At 72.4% G+C, this 23832-nt stretch carries 23 protein-coding genes and 1 tRNA gene; 13 read left to right on the top strand and 11 right to left on the bottom strand.

What is annotated here, in order from left to right:
* Positions 1-83: 83 nt before the first annotated feature.
* Positions 84-815: a TerD family protein gene (locus tag OG702_RS25735; protein ID WP_327291306.1), complete on the top strand. Its 732-nt coding sequence runs from the start codon at positions 84-86 to the stop codon at positions 813-815.
* Between the two features lie 19 nt (positions 816-834).
* On the opposite strand, the gene OG702_RS25740 is transcribed toward OG702_RS25735, so the two are convergent.
* Entirely contained in the window at positions 835-1749 is a 915-nt protein-coding gene (locus tag OG702_RS25740) for a TerD family protein (protein ID WP_442814535.1), read from the bottom strand.
* A 245-nt stretch (positions 1750-1994) separates the two neighbouring features.
* Between OG702_RS25740 and OG702_RS25745 the strand changes: the two genes are divergently transcribed.
* The 3 genes from OG702_RS25745 to OG702_RS25755 are packed head-to-tail and all read left to right on the top strand — an operon-like array spanning position 1995 to position 6472.
* Positions 1995-3167: an HpcH/HpaI aldolase/citrate lyase family protein gene (locus tag OG702_RS25745; protein ID WP_327291308.1), complete on the top strand. Its 1173-nt coding sequence runs from the start codon at positions 1995-1997 to the stop codon at positions 3165-3167.
* Positions 3168-3218: 51 nt separating this feature from the next.
* Positions 3219-5639 carry a phosphoribosyltransferase gene (locus OG702_RS25750; protein WP_327291309.1) on the top strand — a complete coding sequence of 807 codons (2421 nt, stop codon included), beginning with the start codon at positions 3219-3221 and terminating at the stop codon, positions 5637-5639.
* On the top strand, positions 5636-6472 hold the full coding sequence (locus tag OG702_RS25755; RefSeq protein WP_327291310.1) for an HAD family hydrolase: 837 nt from the start codon (positions 5636-5638) through the stop codon (positions 6470-6472). Before OG702_RS25750 ends, OG702_RS25755 begins: the two co-directional genes overlap by 4 nt.
* Positions 6473-6504: 32 nt before the next feature.
* Here the strand turns inward: OG702_RS25755 and OG702_RS25760 are convergent, their stop codons facing one another.
* The gene (locus OG702_RS25760) at positions 6505-7134 is read right to left on the bottom strand and encodes a nucleoside/nucleotide kinase family protein (RefSeq protein ID WP_327291311.1); all 630 of its coding nucleotides are present in this window, start codon (positions 7132-7134) and stop codon (positions 6505-6507) included.
* Positions 7135-7170: 36 nt separating this feature from the next.
* Between OG702_RS25760 and OG702_RS25765 the strand changes: the two genes are divergently transcribed.
* The gene (locus OG702_RS25765) at positions 7171-7833 is read left to right on the top strand and encodes an O-methyltransferase (protein ID WP_327291312.1); all 663 of its coding nucleotides are present in this window, start codon (positions 7171-7173) and stop codon (positions 7831-7833) included.
* A gap of 6 nt (positions 7834-7839) precedes the next feature.
* On the opposite strand, the gene OG702_RS25770 is transcribed toward OG702_RS25765, so the two are convergent.
* Positions 7840-8385: a DUF4383 domain-containing protein gene (locus OG702_RS25770; protein ID WP_327291313.1), complete on the bottom strand. Its 546-nt coding sequence runs from the start codon at positions 8383-8385 to the stop codon at positions 7840-7842.
* Between the two features lie 114 nt (positions 8386-8499).
* On the opposite strand from OG702_RS25770, the gene OG702_RS25775 reads away from it, so the two are divergent.
* Complete coding sequence (locus OG702_RS25775; protein WP_327291314.1) at positions 8500-8733, top strand: FmdB family zinc ribbon protein; 234 nt, start codon at positions 8500-8502, stop codon at positions 8731-8733.
* 21 nt (positions 8734-8754) lie between these two features.
* Here the strand turns inward: OG702_RS25775 and OG702_RS25780 are convergent, their stop codons facing one another.
* On the bottom strand, positions 8755-9999 hold the full coding sequence (locus OG702_RS25780; RefSeq protein WP_327291315.1) for a hypothetical protein: 1245 nt from the start codon (positions 9997-9999) through the stop codon (positions 8755-8757).
* A 170-nt stretch (positions 10000-10169) separates the two neighbouring features.
* On the opposite strand from OG702_RS25780, the gene OG702_RS25785 reads away from it, so the two are divergent.
* The 3 genes from OG702_RS25785 (at position 10170) to OG702_RS25795 (ending at position 11973) form a co-directional block, all read left to right on the top strand.
* A tRNA-Val gene (locus OG702_RS25785) sits at positions 10170-10241 on the top strand.
* A 768-nt stretch (positions 10242-11009) separates the two neighbouring features.
* The gene (locus OG702_RS25790) at positions 11010-11204 is read left to right on the top strand and encodes a hypothetical protein (RefSeq protein ID WP_327291316.1); all 195 of its coding nucleotides are present in this window, start codon (positions 11010-11012) and stop codon (positions 11202-11204) included.
* 19 nt (positions 11205-11223) lie between these two features.
* Positions 11224-11973: a bestrophin-like domain gene (locus OG702_RS25795; RefSeq protein ID WP_327291317.1), complete on the top strand. Its 750-nt coding sequence runs from the start codon at positions 11224-11226 to the stop codon at positions 11971-11973.
* A gap of 87 nt (positions 11974-12060) precedes the next feature.
* On the opposite strand, the gene OG702_RS25800 is transcribed toward OG702_RS25795, so the two are convergent.
* Positions 12061-13479: a family 2B encapsulin nanocompartment shell protein gene (locus tag OG702_RS25800; RefSeq protein WP_327291318.1), complete on the bottom strand. Its 1419-nt coding sequence runs from the start codon at positions 13477-13479 to the stop codon at positions 12061-12063.
* A 163-nt stretch (positions 13480-13642) separates the two neighbouring features.
* Entirely contained in the window at positions 13643-14326 is a 684-nt protein-coding gene (locus tag OG702_RS25805) for a DedA family protein (RefSeq protein ID WP_327291319.1), read from the bottom strand.
* A 659-nt stretch (positions 14327-14985) separates the two neighbouring features.
* Here OG702_RS25805 and OG702_RS25810 point away from each other — a divergent pair.
* Entirely contained in the window at positions 14986-15567 is a 582-nt protein-coding gene (locus tag OG702_RS25810; RefSeq protein ID WP_327291320.1) for a TMEM165/GDT1 family protein, read from the top strand.
* Between the two features lie 40 nt (positions 15568-15607).
* Here the strand turns inward: OG702_RS25810 and OG702_RS25815 are convergent, their stop codons facing one another.
* The 3 genes from OG702_RS25815 to OG702_RS25825 form a co-directional block, all read right to left on the bottom strand.
* On the bottom strand, positions 15608-16264 hold the full coding sequence (locus OG702_RS25815) for an HAD-IA family hydrolase (protein WP_327291321.1): 657 nt from the start codon (positions 16262-16264) through the stop codon (positions 15608-15610).
* A 121-nt stretch (positions 16265-16385) separates the two neighbouring features.
* Positions 16386-16898, bottom strand: coding sequence for a hypothetical protein (locus OG702_RS25820; RefSeq protein WP_327293372.1), 513 nt, complete (start codon positions 16896-16898; stop codon positions 16386-16388).
* 422 nt (positions 16899-17320) lie between these two features.
* On the bottom strand, positions 17321-18304 hold the full coding sequence (locus OG702_RS25825) for a peptidoglycan-binding domain-containing protein (RefSeq protein WP_327291322.1): 984 nt from the start codon (positions 18302-18304) through the stop codon (positions 17321-17323).
* A 121-nt stretch (positions 18305-18425) separates the two neighbouring features.
* Between OG702_RS25825 and OG702_RS25830 the strand changes: the two genes are divergently transcribed.
* The 3 genes from OG702_RS25830 to OG702_RS25840 all read left to right on the top strand — a co-directional run bounded on the left by OG702_RS25830 (position 18426) and on the right by OG702_RS25840 (position 22378).
* The gene (locus OG702_RS25830) at positions 18426-20588 is read left to right on the top strand and encodes an MDR family MFS transporter (protein ID WP_327291323.1); all 2163 of its coding nucleotides are present in this window, start codon (positions 18426-18428) and stop codon (positions 20586-20588) included.
* Between the two features lie 81 nt (positions 20589-20669).
* Positions 20670-21359 carry a hypothetical protein gene (locus OG702_RS25835; RefSeq protein WP_327291324.1) on the top strand — a complete coding sequence of 230 codons (690 nt, stop codon included), beginning with the start codon at positions 20670-20672 and terminating at the stop codon, positions 21357-21359.
* An 11-nt stretch (positions 21360-21370) separates the two neighbouring features.
* Entirely contained in the window at positions 21371-22378 is a 1008-nt protein-coding gene (locus tag OG702_RS25840; protein WP_327291325.1) for a hypothetical protein, read from the top strand.
* A 34-nt stretch (positions 22379-22412) separates the two neighbouring features.
* On the opposite strand, the gene OG702_RS25845 is transcribed toward OG702_RS25840, so the two are convergent.
* Both OG702_RS25845 and OG702_RS25850 read right to left on the bottom strand, forming a co-directional pair.
* Positions 22413-22607 (bottom strand): DUF397 domain-containing protein, encoded by a 195-nt coding sequence (locus OG702_RS25845; protein ID WP_327291326.1) that lies wholly within the window; start codon positions 22605-22607, stop codon positions 22413-22415.
* Between the two features lie 17 nt (positions 22608-22624).
* Entirely contained in the window at positions 22625-23479 is an 855-nt protein-coding gene (locus tag OG702_RS25850; protein ID WP_327291327.1) for a helix-turn-helix domain-containing protein, read from the bottom strand.
* Positions 23480-23832 lie beyond the last annotated feature (353 nt).

A 23832-nucleotide genomic window follows, 5' to 3' on the forward strand; every position in this document is an offset into this window, starting at 1 on the left:
CGGTCGCTTACGGCGAAACGCTGCCCCCGTCGTCCGGCGGGGGCAGCGGTGTGTGCGGGCAACAAGGGGAGGGGTGGCGGCGGATGGCCTGGTGGGACTTCTTCCGGCCGAGCGGTGCGGGCCAGTTCGATGTCGCGAACGCGCACACGGTGGAGCTGACCAAGCGCCATCCGGTGGTGTCGCTGACCAAGCAGGGCGCGGCGGTCGGCAACATGCGGGTCAACCTGTCGTGGTCGATGCGCACCTCCGACACCGGCGGCTGGCACAGCGACCGGCGCGGCTTCCTGCGCCGCCAGTTCGACGTCTTCCGCCCGCAGGTGGTGCAGGCGGCGGGCCCCGCGATGGTCAACGTCGACCTGGACCTGGCCTGCATGTACGAGCTGGCGGACGGCTCCAAGGGCGTCGTCCAGCCGCTGGGCAACTTCCTCGGCGACCTCGACGCGCCCCCGTACATCCAGATGAGCGGCGACGACCGCTTCGGCGGCACCTCGGGCGAGACGCTGTACATCAACTTCGACAAGCGCGAGGAGTTCAAGCGGCTGCTGGTCTTCGTGTACATCTACGACGGCACGCCCGCCTTCGACCGCACGCACGCCAAGGTGGAGATCTTCCCCGGCTCCGGCCCGCGGATCGAGATACCGCTGACCGAGCGGGAGCCGCAGGCGCGCTCCTGCGCGGTGGTGCTGATCGAGAACGTCAAGGGCGAGCTGACCGTACGGCGCGAGGTCAGGTACGTCTACGGGTTCCAGGCGGAGATCGACCGGCTGTACGGCTGGGGCCTGCAGTGGGGCCGCGGCTACAAGACCAAGGTCTGAGCCCGCAGGGCCGGACCGCTCAGCGCCCCGGCTGGAACTGCGGGCCCTGCGGGGGCAGCGTGAAGGCCGTACCGCCGTTGGCGGCGGCCGCGGCGCCCACCGGCTGCGGGTAGCCGTACGCCGGATATCCCGGCTGCGGCTGCTGGTGCACCGGCGGGGCGACAGGCGGGCCCACCGGTGGCGGAAGGGGCGCGGCGACCGGTTGCGGGTAGCCGTAGGCGGGCTGGGCGGGCACATGGCCGCCCGCGGGGGCCGGCAGCGGGTATCCGTAGGCACTGGTGGGCATGGCCTCCTGCGAGGCCCTGGTGGGCTCCAGCTCCTGGGACTGCGCCGGCGACGGCCCGGCGGCCTGTGGCGGCGGCGTACGGCCTGAGCCGGTCTCCACGTCGTCGACCGTGATGCCGAACTCGGTGGCGAGGCCGACCAGGCCGCTGGTGTAGCCCTGGCCGACCGCCCGGAACTTCCAGCCGCCGTCCTTGCGGTACAGCTCGCCGCAGTTCAGCGCGGTCTCGCCGCCGGTGTCGGGGCGGACCTCGAAGGTGACCAGCGGGGAGTGCCGCGGTCCGGAGGTATCGTAGAGCAGCACGCACAGGTCGCGGACGAGCCGGAAGGGGCCGCCGTCGCAGGAGGCGGCGATCACCACCCGGTCGACGCCGGGTTCCAGTGCGGCGAGGTCGATCTCCACGGTGTCGGTCAGGCCCTCGGCCACCCGCTGCTTGGGCAGGTGCCGGGCCCGGCCCGAGGGGTGCCGGGGTTCGTTGTAGAAGACGAAGTCGTCGTCCGAGCGCACCCGGCCGTCGCGGCCGAGCAGCAGTGCGGAGACGTCGACGTCCGGTGTGCCTGAGCCGGGGCTCCAGCGCAGCACCGCCCGGATGCCCGGGGCGTCGAGGGGGACGTTCGAGCCCTTCACCATCACGTGCGTCATGCCGGTCATCCTGCCCTTCCCACCGGGCCTCCCACAACGCCGGGCCGGGGTTCCGGCCGGAGATCGCCGGCCGGGCGACATGTCCGGCGGACCCGCCCGCAAGCGGAGGGACTGCGCTCGGCAGGCGGAAGGTCACATGGTGGACCTGTGTCGGTTACCTGTTTTTCACGCGCAAAGGGAACGTGTCTCACAAGCTCACCCGTACGATAATCGGCCAGATGCGCTCAGGGCCCGTATGTTTGAAAGGGGGCGCAATGCGACACTTCGGACACCTCGCCGCAGAGACGAGGGAAGAACTGTTCCACCGCGAGCCGCAGGAGTTCACTGCCGACTCGCCGGCGGGCGTGCTCGCGGCCGCCCTCGGCGCCACCCTGTACAGCCCTGCCACCCGCGGCACCCTCGCCGACGACGTGCTCAAGCAGGCCGCCCGCGGGGTCGTCTCCATGGTGCTGTGCCTGGAGGACTCCATCGACGACCGGGACGTGCCCGCGGGCGAGGCCAACCTCGTCCGGCAGTTCCGCGAGCTGGCCGGCCGCCCCGGCGCGGCCGGCGCGATCCCGCTGCTCTTCATCCGGGTCCGCACCCCCGCCCAGATCACCGACCTGGTCCAGCGCCTCGGCGAGACCGTGGCGCTGCTGACCGGCTTCGTGCTGCCGAAGTTCACCGAGGAGTCCGGCGTCCCCTTCCTGGAGGCGCTCAGCCTCGCCGAGGCCGCCAGCGGCCGCAGGCTCTTCGCCATGCCGGTGCTGGAGTCACCCGAGCTGCTGCACCTGGAGAGCCGGGTCGAGACGCTCTACGGGATCTCCCGCACCGTCGACAAGTACCGCGAGCGGGTGCTCGCGCTGCGACTCGGCGTGACCGATTTCTGTTCCCCCTACGGGCTGCGCCGCGCCCCGGCCATGACCGCCTACGACGTCCAGATCGTCGCCGCGGTGATCGCCGACGTGGTCAACGTGCTCGGCCGCGCCGACGGCACCGGCTTCGTGGTGACCGGGCCGGTCTGGGAGTACTTCCGCCACCAGGAGCGGATGTTCAAGCCGCAGCTGCGCCGCAGCCCCTTCAGCCCCGAGGCCGAGGACCTGCGTGAGGCCCTGCTGGAGCGCGACATGGACGGGCTGCTGCGCGAGATCGAGCTGGACCGCGCCAACGGGCTGCAGGGCAAGACCTGCATCCACCCCACCCATGTGCCGGTGGTGCACGCGCTCAGCGTCGTCACCCACGAGGAATACACCGACGCCGCCGACATCCTGCACCAGGACCGCAGCGGCGGCGGCGTCCTGCGCTCGGCGTACACGAACAAGATGAACGAGGTCAAGCCGCACCGGGCCTGGGCCGAGCGCACCCTGCGCAGGGCCGAGCTGTTCGGGGTCGCCCGCGAGGGCATCAGCTTCGTCGAGCTGCTCGCGGCCAGCCTGCCGCCGAGCTGACCAGGCATCCTTGTAGTAGTCATGGAATCCACGGAAGAAGACCGCCACCGCATGCTGACCACACCGACCTGGTCCGGACAGTGGGTCGCCGACCGCCTCGGCATCGCCGTGCACGGCGAGGGCCTGCGGGACCTGCTGGGCCTGGCCCTGCGGCGCAACCCCAAGCGGGCCCACCTGCTGGTCTCGCACGTGCTCGGCAAGCACGTCCCGCAGCGCCCCGGCACGGTCTACCGGCACGCGTACGACCTCGGCCTGCGGGTCCGCGCCCTGCTGGGCGAGCAGGAGGCGGCCGCGGCCGTCGTCGTCGGCTACGCCGAGACCGCCACCGGGCTCGGCCACGCGGTCGCCGACGGCGTCGGCGCGGCGGCCTACCTGCACTCCACCCGCCGGGAAGTGCCCGGCATGGCCTCCGGCGGCGCCTTCCAGGAGGAGCACAGCCACGCCACCGGCCATCTGCTGCTGCCCGAGGACCCCACCCTGCTCACCGGCACCGGACCGCTGGTGCTGGTGGACGACGAGTTCTCCACCGGGCAGACCGTGCTCAACACCGTCCGTGACCTGCACCGCCGCCACCCGCGCGACCGCTACGTCGTGGTCGCCCTCACCGACATGCGCTCCCCGGCCGACCACGCCAGGCTGGCCGCCTTCGCCGCCGACCTCGGCGCCCGGGTGGACATACTGTCGCTGGCCGCGGGCACGGTCTCCCTCCCGGCCGACGTGCTCACCCGCGCGCAGGCCCTGGTGGCGTCCTTCCCCGCCGCCGACGACCCGCGGGCTCCCGCGGCGCCGGCGGACCGGGTCGAGCTCGGCTGGCCGGCCGGGATACCCGACGGGGGCAGGCACGGCTTCCTGCCCGCGCACCGCGAGCGCCTGGCAGCCGCGCTGCCCGCGATGGGCGCCAGGATCGCCGCCGCACTGCCCCCCGGCGCCCGCCGGGTGCTGGTCCTCGGCAACGAGGAGCTGATGTACGCGCCGCTACGGCTCGCGCAGGCGCTGGAGGCGCACACCGGCGACGGCGTGCAGGCGTACTTCTCCACCACCACCCGGTCACCCGTGCTCGCCGTGGACGACCCCGGCTACGCCATCCGCAGCCGCCTGGTCTTCCCCGCGCACGACGACCCCACCGACGGCGGATCGCCCGAGAGGTACGCCTACAACGTCGCGGGCGGCGGCTTCGACGCGGTGCTCTGCGTCGTCGACTCCGCGGGCGACACCCCCGCGCTGCACGCCCCCGGCGGGCTGCTCGCCCAGCTGGCCCCGCACACCGGCACGGTGCTGCTCGCTGTCGTGCCCTCCTACCGACCGAACGGAAACCCCGGCCTCATGAGTGCATCCCCCCGGCCGCTGCGCGGCCCCGCCTTCGGATCGTACGCGGCGGACGAGGTGGGCTGGCTGCTCAAGGACCTGTCCGACGTGCGGCTCGAAGCCCCCACCGAGGAGCGCGAGGAGGCCATACAGAGCGGCGGCGCCCACTACGCGGAGTCCCTGCCGGTCGAGTACCAGCCGAGCCCCGAGTACCAGCAGCTCTTCAAGGCCGCGCTCGCCACCTCCGCCGAGCGGATCGCCCGCGCCGTCGGCGCCGTCACCGAACTCGTGCTGGCCGAACGCGGCCCGGACGCCGTCCTGGTGTCGCTGGCCAGGGCCGGCACCCCGGTCGGCGTGCTGATGCGCCGCTGGGCCCGGCACGCCCACGGGCTGGAACTGCCGCACTACGCCGTCTCGATCGTCCGCGGCCGCGGCATCGACCCGGCCGCGCTCCGCTGGCTCGCCGCCCACCACGACCCGGCCGACGCGGTCTTCGTCGACGGCTGGACCGGCAAGGGCGCCATCACCCGCGAACTCGCCGACGCCATGGCCGACTTCCCCGGCTTCCGGCCGGAGATCGCGGTGCTTGCAGACCCCGGCGGCTGCGTGTCCACCTACGGCACCCGCGACGACTTCCTGATCCCCTCGGCGTGCCTCAACTCCACGGTGTCCGGGCTGGTCTCGCGTACGGTGCTGCGCGCCGACCTGATCGGGCCCGGCGAATTCCACGGCGCCAAGTTCTACCGCGACCTCGCGGGCTCCGACGTCTCCGGCCTCTTCCTCGACACCGTCGCCGCCGCCTTCGACACGGTCGGCGACGCCGTCACCGAGGACGTCAAGTCGCTGCGCTCCCAGGACCGTTCGCCCACCTGGGCCGGCTGGGCCGCGGTGGAGCGGATCAGCGAGGAGTACGGCATCGGGGACATCAACCTCGTCAAGCCGGGCGTCGGCGAGACCACCAGGGTGCTGCTGCGCCGCGTGCCGTGGAAGATCCTCGCCCAGCGCGGCGCCGGCGCCGACCTGGACCACGTACGCCTGCTCGCCGCCCAGCGCGGCGTTCCGGTCGAGGAGACCGACGGGCTGCCCTACTCGTGCGTCGGACTCATCCACCCCCGCTACACCCGCGGCGCCACCGGCACCGACGGCAAGGCGGTGGCCGGCCAGTGAACCGCACCCACAGCCGGACGATCGTCGCCAGCGACCTCGACCGCACCCTCATCTACTCCGCCGCCGCGCTCGCCCTGTCCATGCCCGACGAGGACGCGCCCCGGCTGCTCACCGTCGAGGTCCACGAGGCGAAGCCGCTCTCCTACATGACGGAGACGGCGGGCCGGATACTGGTCGAACTCGCCGACGCCGTACGCTTCGTGCCCGCCACCACACGAACCCGCAAGCAGTACCGGCGGATCAGCCTGCCCGGACCGCAGCCCGGTTACGCGATCTGCGCCAACGGCGGGCACCTGCTGGTCGCCGGGCGCACCGACCACGACTGGAACGCCGAGATGCGGCGGCGGCTCGCGGAGGGGTCCGCGCCGCTCGCCGAGGTCCGCGAGCACCTGGCCGCGACCGCGGACCCCGAGTGGCTGCGCAAGGAGCGGATCGCGGAGGACCTCTTCGCCTACCTGGTGGTCGACCGGGACCGCCTGCCCGCCGGCTGGGTCAAGGAACTCGCCGCCTGGGCCGAGCCGTTGGGCTGGACCGTGTCCCTCCAGGGCCGCAAGATCTACGCCGTGCCCAAGCCGCTGTCCAAGAGCGCGGCGCTCGCGGAGGTCGTCCGCCGCACCGGCGCCGACCGGGTCCTGGCGGCCGGCGACTCCCTCCTCGACGCGGACCTCCTGCTGGCCGCGGACATCGGCTTCACCCCGGCCCACGGCGAACTCGCCGACTCCGGCTGGACGGCCCCCCACGTCACCGCCCTCCCGATCGGCGGCGTGGCAGCCGGCGAACAGATCCTGCGAAGCTTCCTGTCCACCACGACCTCCGGCGGTACGCCGGGGTGACTGCCACGCGCGGTGGCACCCCACCCCCCTGGCTAGGGGTCGCGGGGGGTGACCACGCGCGTACAGTGCGAGCGCGTCCGTTCGATGCGCGCGGCGTTCGACCGCTCGCTGGACGCGATGAACGCGCGAGCCTCGTGTTCGCTGCGCCCGCCGCGCACGTGCCGCCGCAGCAGGCGACGTTCCCGCAGCCGCCGTGGGGTCTCGACGTACCACAGCTCGTCGAGCAGGTCGCGGACCTGCGCCCAGCCGCTCCCGTCGTCGGCGAGGTAGTTGCCCTCGGTCACCACGAGCGCCGTGCCGGGCGGGACGACGAGCCCCGCCGCGACGGGCTCGTCGAGCCGCCGGTCGAAGTCCGGCGCGTAGACGGGGGAGGACCGCTCCGTGCGGAGCCGCCGCAGCAGCACCACGTAGCCGTCCACGTCGAAGGTCTCCGGCGCGCCCTTGTGGTCGCGCAGCCGCAGCCGGTCCAACTGGGCGTTGGACAGGTGGAACCCGTCCATCGGGACATACGCGGCGGTGCCCTCGCCGAGCCGGTCGTTCACGCCCGCCACCAGCCGCCGTGCCAGCGTCGACTTGCCGGCCGCGGGCGCCCCCGCCAGGCCCAGCAGGGCGCGACGGCCTGGGATGCTGGGTACCAGGGCGACCGCGTCATCGACAAGCATCCCGTCACCCTAAGCGCCACACATCGGAGCAGACCCTTGTACGAAACGAAGAACCCGCAGCTCACGCCCGAGCTGTACGGATACGTCCTCGACCACAACCCGCCGCTTGACCCCGTCCAGCGCGAACTGGTCGACACCACGCACCGCCGCCTCGCCCACGCGGCCGGCATGCAGACCGCCGAGGAACAGGGCCCGCTGCTGGCCTTCCTGGTCCGGCTGACCGGCGCCCGGCAGATCGTGGAGGTGGGCACCTTCACCGGCTTCTCGACGCTGTCGATGGCGCAGGCGCTGCCCGCCGGCGGGCAGTTGATCGCCTGTGACGTCTCCGAGGAGTGGACCGCGGTGGGCCGCGAGGCCTGGGCGAAGGCGGGCGTCGCCGACCGGATCGACCTGCGGCTCGCCCCGGCGATCGAGACGCTGCGGGCGCTGCCCGGCGGCAGCTGGATCGACCTGGTCTTCCTCGACGCCGACAAGGAGTCGTACATCGACTACTGGGAGGAACTGGTGCCGCGGATGAACCCCGGCGGCCTGCTGGTGGTCGACAACACCCTCTACCACGGCGACGTCGCCGATCCCGCGGCCCGCGGCGGCGGCGCCGCCGTCCGCGCGTTCAACGACCACGTGCGGGCCGACGGCCGGGTGGACGACGTGCTGCTCACCGTGGCCGACGGCCTCACCCTGGCCCGCAGACTCCCCTGAGCCACGTCAGTGCTGGGGCTGCCGGCGGCGGGGCGGTGGCCGTCTGGCGGCCACCGCCGCGTGCTGCCTGGCCTGGCGTTCACGGGTGACCTCCTCGGGATGGCGGCGCTTCCAGTACGGGTTGTCGTGCGGCAACCCGCCGGTGACCCGCCCGTACAGCCCGAAGAACAGCAGCAGGCACCCCACGCCGAAGCTGAACAGCACGTTCGACATCTTGAACGCCAGCAGATTGCTGTCGGTGTCCAGCAGGGCCAGGTTCACGAAACCGCTCAGCAGGAAGGCGACACCGAGGCAGATGTTCAGCGTGGAGGCGATGTGGCCGCCGATGATCGCCCCGCCGAAGAGCAGCGCGCCGATCACGATGGAGATCGTGCTGAGGGCGCCGTTGGAGTTGAGCCCGGCGATGCGCTTGCCGGCCTCCGAGAGGTACGACACGTCGTTCAGCAGGCCGAGGATCCCGAAGACGAACAGGAGCACGCCCATCGCTCCCGCCCCGTACCGGTAGACCTGGCTGAGCCGGTGGTCTGCGGGCTGTTTGTCGTCGAGTCGCATGGGCGCCTCCTTCGGGGGCTGGACTCGTCGAGGACGCCGTAGCCTTCAGGATAGGTGCGGGTCGCCAGGGCAGCAGCGCGGCACCAGGCGGGGGGCGCCCGCTACGCTGAGGCCATGCCTCGTTACGAGTACCGCTGCAAGACCTGTGGCTCCACGTTCGAAATGCGCCGGCCGATGTCGCAGTCCAGCGCCCCCGCGCCCTGCCCGCAGGGCCACGGCGACACGGTGAAGCTGCTCTCCACCGTGTCGGTGGGCGGCACCGCCTCGACCGCCGGCTCCGCCGGTCCGGCGCCGGCCCCCGCGGGCGGCGGGGGCGGCTGCTGCGGCGGCGCCTGCGGCTGCGGCTGACCGCACGCGGGAGCGGGGGCGTCAGGCGCGGCCTGCCGCCCGGTCCTCCCTGATGTTGGACACCACGCGGTTCGCCGTCTCCCGGACGGCGGCCGTCTCGGTGAGGAACGCCCAGTAGTCCGGGTGCCGGCCCTCCAGGGCGGCCAGCGCACGGTCCAGCCGGGCCACCGCCTCGTCGAGCGGCCTGGCGTGCCGCGGTTCCGGGGTCGTACGGCCCTGCATCGCCAGCCGCTGGGCGTCCCTGATCACGAAGCGGGTCCGCTCGACCTCGGCTTTCGGGTCCTTGCTGACCTCGTTGAGCCGGCGCAGCCGGTCGCCCGCGGCGCCCACCGCGCCGTCCACGTCGTCCATCAGCGCGCGCACCGACGCGAGCTTCGCGGTGGCCTGCGCCCACTGCTGCCCGTCCCGCGCCCTGCGTGCCTCGGCCAGCGCCGTCTCCGCCTGCCGCACCGCCTGCGCGGCCTGCTCGGGCACCTGCTGGAGGTCCTCCCAGCAGGCGAGCGAGAAGCGCCGCCGCAGCTCGCTGAGCACCGGCGCGACGCCCTCCGCCCGGGTGCCGAGCGCCTGCACCCGCGTACGCAGCGACACCAGCCGCTTGTCGATCTCCCTGGCCTGCTCGGGCAGCCGCTCGGCCTCGGCCCGTACCGCGTCGGCCTTGCGGCGGACGTCGTCGGCGCGCTGCACCGTCTCCTTCACACCGTGCTTGGCGGGGCCCTCGTTCAGCTTGGTCAGCTCGGGCGCCAGCGCCGCCAGCCGGGACGCGAGGTCGTCGGCGGTGATCCCGGCGGCGCGCACCGCGTCCAGCGCGTTGCTGGCCGCGAGCAGCGACTGCTTGGCCCGCTCCCGGGCCGGGGCGAGCCGGGCCAGCTGGGTCTCCGCGCGGTTCAGCAGCGGCGTCATCGTCGACTGGTAGCGCTCCAGTTCGGTCCTGGCGTTGACCAGGTCGTCCTTGGCGCGGGTCAGCTCGCTGACCGCCCGGGCGGCGGACGCGTGGTCCAGCTCGTCCCGGTCCAGGTCGTGGGCGTCGACGGTGGCGATATAGGCCGCGCTGACCTGGTCGATCCGCTCGCCGAGGGACCGGAAGCCGGACAGCGCCCTGCTCGCCTCCGGGGACTGCTCGACCGCCGAGATCGTCTCGATGGAGATCTCCAGCTCGCGCTGGGCGGTGTCCAGCTCGTAGAAGGCCTGTGCGGCGGCGTCCTTCGCGGCCTGAGCCTCCGCACGCAGATTGTCGCCGCGCCGCCACCACGAACGTGCCGTCGTCACAGTGACTCTCTCTCCCCGCGCTCGCCGCCCACCCCGTCCGCTCCATACTCCCACCCGACCGCCCCGAACACACGGCCCGGTCCGCCCCGCGCACGCTCCCCGTACGCGTCGGCGGAGGCGCTTGCCCACCGGCCCCCGCGGCGGGGTAACCTGTGACGTCGCAGTCTCCGGGGCGTGTAGCTCAGTGGTAGAGCGCCGCCCTTACAAGGCGGATGTCGGCGGTTCGAAACCGTCCACGCCCACCCTCCCTCCCCGTCCCGCGGCTCCGGCCGGGACTCCCCGGTGCCGAGTCGCACATATGATCGATTGTTTGCCGTGCCTATTACTCCTTCCGGGGAACGGCGGACATATGCGGTCACGGCGACTGCCGGGGTGCTGACGATGAACGCGTGAGCACTCCGAGGGGGAAGCGCGTACGCGCGTGGGCGGCACTTGCCGTGGTGACGGCGGCCGTGGGGTCGTGGGGGCTGTGCGGGGCGGCCGCGGCCGCCCCGGCCCACCCGCACCCGCCCGTGCCGGTACGCCTGCCCGTAGCCGTGTCCGTACGCCTGCCCGTGTTGCCCGGGCCCGTCCATGTGCGGGTACCCGTGTCCGTCGATCACCAGTTGCCGCGGCCGGCGCACCGTCCGAAGCCGCCGCATTCCCACGAGCCGAAGCCGCCGCACCATCCCGAGCCGCCGGCGGTCCACCATCCCGACCCGCCGCACCCGCACCATCCCTGGCTGCCGCACCGGCCGCGGCTGCCGCGGCCTGCCTACTGGTGCGGGCACTGGCATCCGCACTGGAAGTGGCCGAAGCCGCTGCACTGCCACAAGCCCGCGCCGCCGCCCAAGCCGGCGCCGACACCCACCCCCGTGCCGCCGCCGAAGCCGGCGCCCAGGCCCGCGCCGAAACCGGCACCCAAACCCGCGCCCAAACCCGTACCCAAGCCGAAACCGGTGGTGAGAGCCGTACCGAAGCCAGCACCCCAGCCGGTGCACACACCCGCACCGAAGCCGAAACCCGTACCGGTGCAGAAGCCCACGCCGAAACCCGCGCCGCCCGCCGTCGTGCACTGGCCGCGGCAGGTGGTCAGGCCGGCCGCGGCACCCGCGCCGCACCGGCGGAAGCTCACGACCACGCTGCTGCTCACCACGGTGCCAGGACTGCTGGCGGCCGCCGTGCTCAAGCCCGGCTCCGGGGCGTATCGCAGGAACAACCGGTAGGACGCGAGGGGGAGTTCAGATGTCGCAATGGGTGGTACTGCTGATCGCGATGGCTGCGGTCACCGCGGTCGTCGTCAGCGTGGTCGTCCTCAGGCAGCGCAGGATCGCCGAGGACGACGACCCGAGCCAGACGCCGGACGTCATCGAGTACATGGTCATGATGATCGGGGTGATCTACGCGATCGTGCTGGGCCTGGCGATCGCCGGAGTGTGGGAGGGCCGGGGGGCGGCGCAGGCCGACGTGCTGGCCGAGGCGCAGGCGCTGCACGAGGTCAAGGCCCGGGTGCAGGTCTATCCGCCCGCCGTCAGGGACAAGATCCGCGCCGACGTCGACGCCTACGCCGCCTTCGTCGCCGACAAGGAATGGTCCTTCATGCGCGACCACGGCAAACTCTCGCCGCAGGGGACGCAGTTGCTCAACCAGGTGCGCACCGACGTCACCCGGTTCGACCCGAAGAGCGATCTGGCGGCGCAGGCCTACCAGCCGGTGGTGGACGAGGTCGCCGCCGCCGACACCGCACGGGCCTCGCGCGGCCAGAGCGCGGGCGCGACGATGCCGGGGGTGGTGTGGTTCGGGCTGGTCACCGGCGCGCTGGTGACGGTCGGGCTGATCTTCACGCTGCAGATCAGGAGGTCGCCGAAGGAGCTGCTGCTGGCCGGCGTGTTCAGCGCGCTCATCGCCTTCCTGCTGTTCCTGATCTGGGACCTGGACGCGCCGTTCGGCAGCGGTCTGGCCGTCTCCGCGGACGTCTTCCGCCAGCTGTTCTGAGCCGGCGGGCACCGCCCGCACGCAGAAGTGTGGCCCCGCCGCCCGGTCAGGTCCGGGCGGCGGGGCCACACCCCTTTCAGGCCGTGCTCAGCGCCAGTTGGACACGTTCACGTTCTCCAGCACGCCCAGCGCGTCGGGCACCAGGACGGCCGCCGAGAAGTACGTACTGACCAGGTAGCTGATGATGGCCTTCTCGTCGACGCCCATGAAGCGCACGTTCAGGCCGGGTTCGTACTCGTCGGGCAGGCCGGTCTGGTTGAGGCCGATCACGCCCTGGTTGTCCTCGCCGGTACGGATCGCGATGATCGAGCTGGTGCGGGCCTCGCTGACCGGGATCTTGTTGCAGCTGAGGATCGGGATGCCGCGCCAGGCGGGCACCGTGGAGCCCAGGCACTCCACCGGGTCGGGGTAGATGCCCGCCCGGGTCCACTCCCGGGCGATGGCCGCGATGGTCCTGGGGTTGGCCAGCAGGAAGCGGGTGCCGCGGCGCCGGCTGATCAGCTCGTCCAGGTCGTCGGGCAGCGGCGGGCCGGCGTGCGGCTGGATGCGCTGCTCGTACTCCGCGTTGTTGAGCAGCCCGAACTCCGGGTTGTTGATCAGCTCGTGCTCCTGGCGCTCCCGCAACGCCTCGACGGTGAGCTTGAGCTGCTGCTCGGTCTGGTTCATCGGCTCGTTGTAGAGGTCGGCGACCCGGCTGTGCACGCGCAGCACGGTCTGGGCGACGCTCAGTTCGTATTCGCGGGGCCTGACCTCGTAGTCCACATAGGTGGCGGGCAGTTGGGCCTCGCCCTTGTGCCCGGAGGCGAGTTCGATGTTCGCCTCGCCGCGCTTGTTCGCCCGCTGGTGCGGGATCGTGCGGACGGCGTCCAGATGCTCGCGCAGCGGCGCGGCCTGGCCGAGCAGCTGCTCCAGGGCCTCCCGGGGCAGTGCGAGCACGGTGGTGGCCGCGACGGCGCGGGCGGTGAAAGGCCATTCGCCGTCACCGGTGATCAGCGCCTGCTCGCCGAAGTGGTCGCCGTCCGCCAGGGTGCCGAGACGGTTCTGCTCGCCGTACGACCCCTCACCGAGCTTCTCCACCTTGCCGTGGGCGATCAGGAAGACCGTGTCGGCCCGCTGTCCCGCCTCGGCGAGCACCTCACCGGGGCCGAACTCCCGCTGCACGAAGCGGTCCGCGAGCGCGGACAGTGCATCGGTGTCGTCGAAGGAGCGCAGGGCGGCGATCTCCCCCAGCTCCTGCGGGATGACCCGGACCTGCGACCCGGTCTTGACGAACGTCACCCGCCCGTCCCCGACGGCGTAACTCAGCCGCCGGTTGACCCGGTACGTGCCCGCGTTGACCTGCACCCAGGGCAGTACCTTCAGCAGCCACCTGGAGGAGATGCCCTGCATCTGGGGCGCGGACTTGGTTGTCGTGGCCAGATTCCGCGCGGCGGCCGTGTCGAGGCTCGTACGCGGGTCTTCCTGCGAATTGCCGACTGCGGTGTCCTGGCCCGCATCAACCGACATGTGCATGTCCTTCCCGTATGGGGGTGATACGGGAGTATTCTTTCCGTGACGCTGCGTGCTGCCTATTGCCGTATCGAGTGAGAATACTTTTGACGTCGGTGGGGGAGTGCGACGGACAACTCCCCGTCGGCGGGCGGCGCGGAGGCCGGCCCCGCGCTCCGGGTCAGAGCGCTTCGACGACCGAACTGCGGTCCGGGCCCGCAGTGCCCTGCGGCGGGATCGTCAACGGCACCGCCGCGTAGGCTGCGGCGATCGCCGTACGGCGCTCGCGGCGGAAGACGTAGGCGGCGAAGGCGCCCGCGCCGAGCAGCGCGACGAAGGACATCAGCGTGCCGAGCCAACTGGCGCCCAGCCACTCGCCGCCGACCCATCCCAGGCCCACGCTGTAGGTGGCCCAGCAGACGCCGGCCAGCGCGGACCACGGCAGGAACTCGCCGGGGCGGCGGCGGGCCGTACCCGCGCCGAGGCTGACCACGCTGCGGCCCGCCGGCGCGAAACGGGCGAGCACCACCAGGGCGCCGCCGCCGCTCGCCAGCACCTGGTCCAGCCGGTCGTGCGCCGCCGCCAGCCGGGTCGAGGACGCCATCCGGCGGTCGAACCAGTCACCGCCGCGGAAGGCCAGCCGGTAGGCGATCAGATCGCCGAGGCAGGACGCCACGGCGGCGCAGCCCAGCAGGGCGAGGACGTCGAGTATGCCGTCACTGGTGCCCGACGACCCGGCGGTCGCCGCGCTGACCACCAGCACACCGCTGGGCAGCACCGGCACGAAGACGTCGAGCAGGACGGAGAGTGCCACGAGCAGGTAGATCCACGGCCACTCGAAAAGAGAGCCCAGGCCTTGCAGCACCGCGCCTCCTCGTCCTTCGCCAGTCCTACGCGCCGTATACCGGTCCTGTCGGGTCCTGCAGTGCCGCAAGAAGAGTTTCCGATAGCTGGCGGTGCTTGATCCGTGCCGTGTCCGTACCAGTTGCGCTGGTCAAGGCCTGGCGGAGCTGTCAGTGCCGGTCTCTCGTCGACGGGAGCGGATCTTCAACCACCGTCAGCCGTACAGCGTACGCCAGCACGGGCCGACGGCACCGGTCAGGGTGCGTGACGTACGAGACAATCACGACCTTGTCACGACAGGAATACTCACCGGAAGAGCGCTTCGTTCCTCGGGATGGTGCCCCGTGCCGCGGCAATGCCGCGCCGGCGCCGTTCCGGCCCATGGCTGCCGGAAAACGCCGTTGCTGAAAACTGCCCAGGTCCGGCGTCCCGTACACTGTTCGGCAGCAGAAGGGGAGTAGCTCTTCGCCGGACCGTCGACATACTGCCCGGGTTCGCACGCGGCGCCGCGAGGTGCGGCGAGGGACCGGGGCCGGCGCCCGGAGGCAGCGATGCGGAAACGTGACGCGGCCAGCGAGACCTTCGGCCGCAGTGTTCCGACGCTGCCGTGCCGAAGCGACCCCACTTCTCCAGCAGGTCTCTCGCGGCAGGGCAGCCCCCTACCGATCGAGGAATCCGACCGTGCTCAGCCTCACCGTCATCGCCGTCGTCTTCGGCGTGATCTTCCTGGCCGAACTCCCCGACAAGACCGCGCTCGCCGGTCTCATGCTCGGCACCCGCTACCGCGCCTCGTACGTCTTCACCGGCGTCGCGGCGGCCTTCCTGGTCCATGTCGGCCTCGCCATCGCCGCCGGCAGCCTGCTGACGCTGCTGCCGCACCGGTGGGTGCAGGGCGTGGTCGGGCTGCTCTTCCTCGGCGGTGCGGCGATGCTGCTGCTGTCCAAGGGGGACGACGAGGAGACCGTCAAACCGCCCGCCGACCAGAGCTTCTGGAAGGTCGCCGGTACGGGCTTCATGCTCATCCTGGTCGCCGAGTTCGGCGACCTCACCCAGATCATGACCGCCAACCTCGCCGCCCGCTACGACAATCCGGTCTCCGTCGGGATAGGAGCCACGCTCGGCCTGTGGGCGGTCGGCGGCCTCGGGATCTTCGGCGGCCGGATGCTGATGAAGCGGGTGCCGCTGTCACTGATCACGAAGATCGCCGCAGGGGTGATGGTGGTGCTGGCCGGCTTCAGTCTCTACGAGGCGGCGGCCGGCTGAGTTCGGGCCGCACGCCGCGGCGGGGACTGGGCCCTCGGGCTCAGTCCCGGCCCACGGTGACGGTGAACACGCCGTCCGCGGCCGTCACCCGTACGTCCTCCAGGGACGCGGCATGGGCCGACGGCGCGTGGGCGACGGCGCGCGGTCCGACGCCGACCACCCGCATCCCGGCGGCGCGGGCCGCCGCGATGCCGACCTCGGCGTCCTCGAAGACCAGGCACTCAGCGGGCGTGAAGCCCAACTCCGCGGCGCCCTTGAGGAAGCCCTCGGGATCCGGCTTGCTGGCGCCCACCCGCTCGGCGGTCACCATGACCGGCGGCAGCGGCAGCCCGGCGGCGCCCATCCTGGCCGTCGCGAGCTCCACGCCCGCCGAGGTCACCAGGGCGTGCGGCAGGCCGGCCAGCGAGGCCAGGAAGGCGGGGGCGCCGGGGACCGGGACGATGCCGTCGAGGTCGGCGGTCTCCTCGGCGAGGACCACCGAGTTCTCGGCGTAGTTCTCCTCCGTCGGGCGGTGCGGGAGCAGTGCGGCCATCGTCGCGTGGCCCTGCCTGCCGTGCACCACCGCGAGCACGGCGGCGGGGTCGAGGCCCTTGCCGACCGCCCACCGGGTCCAGCAGCGCTCCACCACCGCGTCGGAGTCGACCAGCGTCCCGTCCATGTCGAGCAGCAGGGCGCGGGCGGTGAACACGGACGGCATGGGGCTCCTCGGACTGCCTTCGGGTCTACTCCGTGGCTCCGCCCGCCGGTCAGGGCGAACGGGCGGAGCCACTTTGTTCCTCGAATATACAAAACAGGGGGGCGGTGCGCCACCCCTGACGTCAGGGCATCACGACGAACTGCAGCAGGCCCCAGGTGAAGTGGGCCACCACCCGCTGACCGGTGCCGGGCGCGGTGACCGCGAGCCGGGCACGGCTCGGCGCGTCCGCGGGCAGCGGGGCGGCGGGCGGGAAGGCGCGAGCCACGTCGTCCACGACGCACGACCAGGGCGTCAGGTCCTCGACGCGCTCCAGCCGCGGCGGCGGGGCGCCGGGGGCGCGGACCAGCCACTCGTTCCACACCGCGGTGCCGCCGGGGGCGACAAGCACCTCGAACCGCAGGTCGGGCCACAGCGGCATCGGCCACTGGAGCGCGCGGCACGACAGGTCCCCGACCTCCCGCTCGACCTCGGCCACGGGCGGCCCGAGCGCCAGCCGGTAGCCCCGCTCGCCGCCCGGATACGTCCGGCTCCGCAGCCGCGCCTGCCAGCCGCGGTGCGCCTCCCGCAAGTCGGCGTGCGACGCCGCCAGCGCGCGGAGCGCGTCGTCCACGAGGTCGGGGTGATGGTCGGCCATCCTGCGCAGCAGGACCAGCTGGAACTGGGGAAGTCCGAAGTGCGGCACTCCGCCGAGCCTAGTTTTCTTTCGTGGGCCAGTGCCACTTGCGGTGGCCCGCAGCCTTCTCGCCGGTCGTGGCTGGTCGCGCCGTTCCCCGCGCCCCTGGGGGGCTGCCCCTTGCGGTGGCAGATCGCCTTCACCGCCGCTGTGGTTGCGCGCGCAGTTCCTCGCGCCCCTTGGGGGCTTGCCCTCTGCGCGGAGGGTGAGCGTTTTTTGCAGGGGCGCGGGGAACTGCGCGACCAGCCGAGATGGTGGGAAAGGTGCGAACGCCACCGCAAGTGGCAATCACCTGGGGGCGCGGGGAACTGCGCGCTCAGCCCCCACCGGTGAGAAGGCGGCGGGCCGCCGCAAGTGGCAGGGGGTCGCAGAGAGGAACCGGCTCAGTGGTGGTGGGTGTGGTCGGAAGGGGTCGCGTGGAGGAGGGCCGCGCGGGTGGCTGGGCCGTAGACGCCCGAAGGGTCACCGTGGACGCCGTACCAGACCTGGAACATCGCCACCGAGTGCTCGACGCCCGAGTCGTAGTGGCCGTCCATGGGCCCGTGGTAGACCCACACCGCGGTGAGCCGCTGCTGGAGGTCGGTGACCTCGGGCCCGCTTGCCCCGAGCTGCAGGACGTCCGGCGTGGACGGCGTCCCCGACGGCGGGGGGCTCGGGGACGACGACGAGGGCGGCGGCGCCGTCGTGGTGGCGGTGGCGGCCGGGGCCGACGCCGAGGCCGTCGTGGATGGCGCCGCCGATGTGGGCGGCGACGACGTCGCCACCTTCGGCGCCGGCGTCGTCGTGGCCCGCATCGGATGGTGCGGTGTCACCTTCACCGGCTCGGTCACGGCGCCCGGTGCCGCGTCCGCCGGCAGCGTGACGTCGGGCGCGGCCGAGGCGGGCTCGGGCAGCGCCCGGTCGGTGCCGCCCTGCTCCTCGCCCATCACCGAGCCGGTGACGGCCACCGCGCCCGCGGCCAGCGCGGAGGCGGCCACGGCCGCGGCGGCGACCACGATGCCGCGCCGCCGCCGGCGGTGGCGGCCGTGCGCGGCCGCCACGGCGGCGGCCACCTCGCGGGCCCCGTCGTCCGCCGGGTACTCCTTGGCGGCGGCCATCGCGGCATATGCCGCGGGGAACAGCCCGAGGTCCTGGGTGTCGGGGCCGTCGCCGCCGCGCCGCACGTCGAGCAGCGGCCGTACGGTCGTACCGCCGCCGAACGTGTCGTCCGGGTCGCCGACGTAGGGGCGTACCCGCAGCGGGTGGAAGCCCTCGGTCACCGCGAGCGCGGCGGCCCGCTCGGCGGACCGCTCCGCGGCCCTGACCTCGCCGCCGCCCTCGTCGTCAGCCCCCGTGACCTCGGCGTACTCGCTGGTCACACCGGTCACATCGGTATCGTCAGGCTCGTACGGCCCTACCGTCAGGTCCGGCTGTTGCGGCGCCACTGGGTTCCCCTCCCGCGTCGTTCGCGCGTTCGCAAAGACGTGTCAGTGATTATGCCGATACCCCTTGCCGCCGCATACCCGGTCCCCTCCCCGCTGGCGCACTCCCGCAGGTCACAACCATACAAACGGTGTCAATATGAGAGTCCGACCGTCGGGGGGCGACGCGAGGAGCCGTTTCATGGCGCAGGACACCAGCACCGCCGTGGCGCCGGGCGCGGACCAGGACCGGCGCCAGGTGCGGATCGCGATCGGTGCCCTCGCCCTCGGGTTGCTGCTGGCCGCCCTCGACCAGACCATCGTGTCGACCGCGCTGCCGACCATCGTCAGCGAACTCGGCGGTATCGACCACCTGTCCTGGGTGGTCACCGCCTACCTCCTCGCGTCGACCGCCGCCACCCCGCTGTGGGGGAAGCTCGGCGACATGTACGGCCGGAAACGGCTGTTCCAGACCGTCATCGTGATCTTCCTGATCGGCTCAGCGCTGTGCGGCATCGCCCAGAGCATGGGGGAGTTGATCGCCTTCCGCGCCCTCCAGGGCCTGGGCGGCGGGGGGTTGATCGCGCTGTCCATGGCGATCGTCGGCGACATCGTGCCGCCCCGCGACCGGGGCCGCTACCAGGGCGTCTTCGGCGGGGTGTTCGGCGCCGCCAGCGTGCTCGGGCCGCTGCTCGGCGGGGTGTTCACCGAGCAGCTGTCCTGGCGATGGGTGTTCTACATCAACCTGCCGATCGGCGCCGTCGCGCTCATCGTCATCGCCGCTGTCCTGCACATCCCGGTGCGCCGCACGTCACACCGGATCGACTACCTCGGCATGGCCGTGGTGGCCGCGGCGGCCACCTGCCTGGTGCTCTTCACCTCGCTCGGCGGCAGCACCCTGCCGTGGGGCTCGCCCGCCACCATCGCCCTCGCGGTGGGCGGGGTCGCCCTGGTCGCCGTCTTCGTGTTCATCGAGCGCCGGGCCGAGGAGCCGGTCCTGCCCCCGCGGCTGTTCACCCAGCGGACCTTCGTGGTGTGCTCGGTGATCTCCTTCATCATCGGCTTCGCGATGTTCGGCGCCCTGACGTATCTGCCGACCTTCCTCCAGGTCGTGCACGGCTACTCGCCGACACTCTCCGGCGTCCACATGATCCCGCTGGTGGTCGGCCTGCTGATCTCGTCCACCGGCTCGGGGCAGATCGTCAGCCGGACCGGGCACTACAAGGTCTTCCCGATCATCGGCACCGCCGTGACCTCGGTCGGCCTGGTGTTGCTGCACCTGCTCGACGAGCACACCGCCATCTGGGTGATGAGCCTGTACTTCTTCGTCTTCGGCCTCGGACTCGGCCTGGTGATGCAGGTGTTGGTGCTCGCGGTGCAGAACTCGGTCGGCTACGAGGACCTGGGCACGGCGACCTCGGGCACGACCTTCTTCCGTTCCATCGGGGCGTCCTTCGGCGTCTCGGTCTTCGGCACGATCTTCACCAACCAGCTCTCGAGCAAGCTGGGGAAGGCGCTGCGCGGGGTCCCGCTGCCGCCGGGCTTCGACCCCGGCCAGGCGCAGGCCGACCCCACGGCCATCGCCCGGCTGCCCGCCGCCGTCAAGGCGCCGGTGCTGCACGCGTACTCCCAGTCCATCACCACGGTCTTCCTGTGGGCCGTGCCCGTGGCGGCGGTCGGCTTCGCGACGTCGTGGCTGCTCAAGGAGCAGCCGCTGCGGGGCAGTGTCACCGTGCCGGACGCCAGCGAGACGGTGGGCGTCAACCCCGTCGACCGCTCCTCGCTCGACGAGATCGCCCGCTGCCTGTCACTGCTCGGCAGCCGGGAGGCCCGCCGCGACCTGTACATCCGCCTCACCCAGGAGTCCGGGGTCGACGTCCGCCCCGCCACCAGCTGGCTGCTGCTGCGCCTGGACCGCGACGGCCGCGCCGACCCCGCCGAACTGGCCCGCCGCACCACCGTGCCCGCCCTGCTCATCGAGGCGGCCGCGGTCGAGGCGGAAGCCGGCCGGTACGCGGTACGCGACGGCGACGAGCTGGTCCTCACCGCGTCGGGCAGCGCGCTGGCCGACCGCCTCATCGAGGCCAGGCGCGCCGTGCTGGCCGGCCTGCTCGGCGACTGGGACCCAGCGGCGCACGCCGAACTGGCCGCGTTGGTCAGGAAGCTGAGCCGCGAACTGTGCGCCGGCGACACCGACCACCCGAACAGGCGATCCCGTACGAAGCCGGCCGCGGGCGGGGAGGCCGCATAACGGTCACACGGGTTTGCGCCGCCCATTGGCGGCAAGCCGACCGACTGGACCGGTGACACCGGGACAGACGGGAGGCACGACATGTCCACAGGAGCGATTGTCGCTGTCGTGGCGGCGGTCATCATCGTGGCCGCGATCGTCGCGGCCGTGATGATGCAGCGCGGCCGCGAGGGAGGCCCAGGTCTCAAACGACGCTTCGGGCCCGAGTACGAACGGACGCTGGCGCGGCACGACGGTGACACCCGTGCCACCCGGCACGAGCTCGCCGAGCGCGTGAAGCGCTACGGCGACATCGAGCCGCGGGCGCTGTCCGCGCAGGAGCAGGACCACTACACGGAGCAATGGGCCTCGGTCCAGGCGAAGTTCGTGGACAGCCCCGGAGAGGCGGTCCGTGACGCCGACGCGCTGATCGGGCGGCTCGCCGCGGAACGGGGCTTCCCCGCCGCCGACTCGCCGGAGCACGTCGACGCGCTGTCCGTGCACCACCCGCACCAGGTTGACGGGTACCGCGAGGTGCACGCCGCCACGTCCGGCGACGGGCAGCAGGGTACCGAGGACCTGCGCAAGGCGCTGGTCTCGGCGCGGGCGATGTTCGACGACATGCTGCACGCCGCCGGGAGCACCCGCCGGGACGGCGACGCGGACCGTGAGCCGGAGAACGTCCCGGACGCGGACGCGGACGCGACGGCGGAGCGGAACGAATCCAAGCCGCTATTCGGCAAGCGACCTGCCGCGCTCACAGGGCGTGGACGGACGGAGGAAGAACAGTGAGGGACTCAGCGGTGGAGACACCTTCCGAGCAGGACAAGCCCGCCACGGACCAGTCCGCGGACCGCGATCCGCAGAAGCCCGGCACGGAGCGCGGCACCGACCGCGAGACCGGCAAGGCGGCGGCCACGACGGCCGCGACGGACCGCGACGCGGACCGTGAGGCGGCCAAGACCGCCACCGGCACGACGAGTTACGGCACCGACCGTGACCCGGCCAAGTCCACGGCCAAGTCCGCGACCGAGTCCGCTACGAACCGGGAGCCGGGCAAGCCCGCCACCACCACGGCGAGCAGCGGCACCGACCGCGAGACCGGCAGGACGGCGACCGGCACGGGCAGCAGCACCGACCGTGACCTGGGCAAGCCGGCCACGTCGACGAGCAGCAGCAGCGCCGACCGCGACCTGGACGGGTCCACCGGCACCACCACCAGCGGCGGCACCGACCGCGACCTGGACACGTCGTCCGCCGGCAAGGACTACGGCACCGACCGCGACCTGAGCGGCACGTCCGCCACCGAGCGGGCCACCGGCCGTGACCTGAGCGGCACGTCAGCCGCCACCACGACCTCCGGCACCGGCCGCGACCTGGCCGGCACGTCCGGCAAGGACCACTCCAAGGACCACGGCAAGGATCACGCCAAGGACCACGGCACCGACCGTGACGCGGGCAAGTCCGCTGCCGGCCACACCACCGCGACCACCGGTACCGCTGCCGGTACCACCACGGGTACCGCCGCCGGTACCAGCGCCGCCGCCACGGAGACGGCTCCCGGCGCCGACGTGCCCGGCCGGCTCGGGCGCCGGATGGAGCACGCGATAGGCGGCTTCGTCGACGACCCGCGGCGCGCGGTGCGGGAGGCCGACGACGTGCTGGAGGAAGCGATCAAGCACCTGTCGAAGGTCGTCGAGAGCCGCAGGACCGCACTGCGTGCGGGGTACAAGGAGGGCGCCGACACCGAGGAACTGCGCGTCGCCCTCACCCGTTACCGCGACCTGACCGATCAGCTCCTCGCGCTCTGAGCCGCAGTGGTTGCCCCCGGAGCCGCCGCCCGTGCTAGACGGCGGCGGCCCCGTGTTTGATCGACTGCAGGAAGCACGCCAGGGCCGACGGTGTGGTGGAGAGCACGACGCCCGGTTCGTCGCTCTCCCGGATCAGCACCGCGCCCCCGGCCGTGACGGCCAGCTCCACACAGTCCCCCTGCTCCTGCGAGAACGTGGATTTCTGCCAGATCAGCGTGGGCGCGGTCATCGGCTGGCCTTCCGGTCTCAGAGGTCCCGGGAGGCGCTGAGGATGAAGTCCCGCGACTGGGACTCGTCCAGCGCGACCGCGGCGAGGGTGTCGTACAGCGTGCGGTAGTTGGCCAGCTGCGGGGCCGCGTGCAGAAAGGTGACGCCGTGCGCGGAGTCGATCTGCACGGTGTCCAGCGCGCGGACCGCGCCGCAGGTGTACAGCATCGCGTGGCCGGAACCGATGTGGCCGTCCGCCGCGAACGGGATGACCCGGACGCTTATGTGCGGCAGGTGGCTCAGCTCCTGCAGGTGTTCCAGCTGGGCGCGGGCGACCTTGCCGCCGCCGAACCGCATCCGCAGCGCCGCCTCGTGGATCAGCGCCTCGTACGGCGGGGCCGACTCGCGGTAGAGCACCCCGGAGCGCTCCATCCGCTGGGCGACCCTGGCCTCCAACTCGCCCTGCGGCAGCGGCGGGATGGCGTACCCGAAGACCGTGCGGGTGTAGTCCTCGGTCTGGAAGACCCCCGGGATGTGGGTGATCTGGATGGTGCGCAGCGCGGTGGCGTGGAATTCCAGCTCGGCGATGTCCAGCAGGGCGGCAGGCACCACTCCCCGGTAGGTCTCCCACCAGCCCTTGCGGCCGAGGCCGTTGGCCATCACGACCAGGGCGTCGATGAGTTCGGTGTCGCCGCATTCGTAGAACGACGCGAGGCGCCGCAGCCGCTCCTCGCTGACCCCGAGCCGCCCCGCCTCGATGTGACTGACCTTGGCCGGGTCGGTGCCGAGCAGACGGGCGGTGTCGCGAGCCGTGATGCCGGCTGCCTCGCGCATCTTCCGTAGCTCCGCACCAAGGCGCTCCTGACGGGCGGTTGCGGTGCTTCTGAGCGGCATGGTGTCCCTTCTTGATGCTGGTTCGAGTGTGCCGTTCCGCTCACCCCCGGGTCCAGATCGTTTCTGGAAATTTCGGCGACAAGGTTGCAGAGGGGCACTATTGCCCCATAAGGTTCGGCGGGGCAGGCGTACATGAACAGTCAACTCCCTTATCGTGCACGGCCGTTGACAGGGGTACGCGGTTGTGGCGACGCCCGGAGCCTATGCGCGGATCGCCCCAAGTCCCGCCCGCCGGCCGCCGGCGACCCTCCGGAGGTGGCGCATTCAGCGCGCCCGCCGGAACCGTGCGTTCTGCACGGTCATGAGGTGACAACGGATACTTCACCATTCACGCGCTGATATGAAAATCTTTG

This window comes from Streptomyces sp. NBC_01198 (assembly GCF_036010485.1).
Lineage (GTDB): Bacteria > Actinomycetota > Actinomycetes > Streptomycetales > Streptomycetaceae > Actinacidiphila.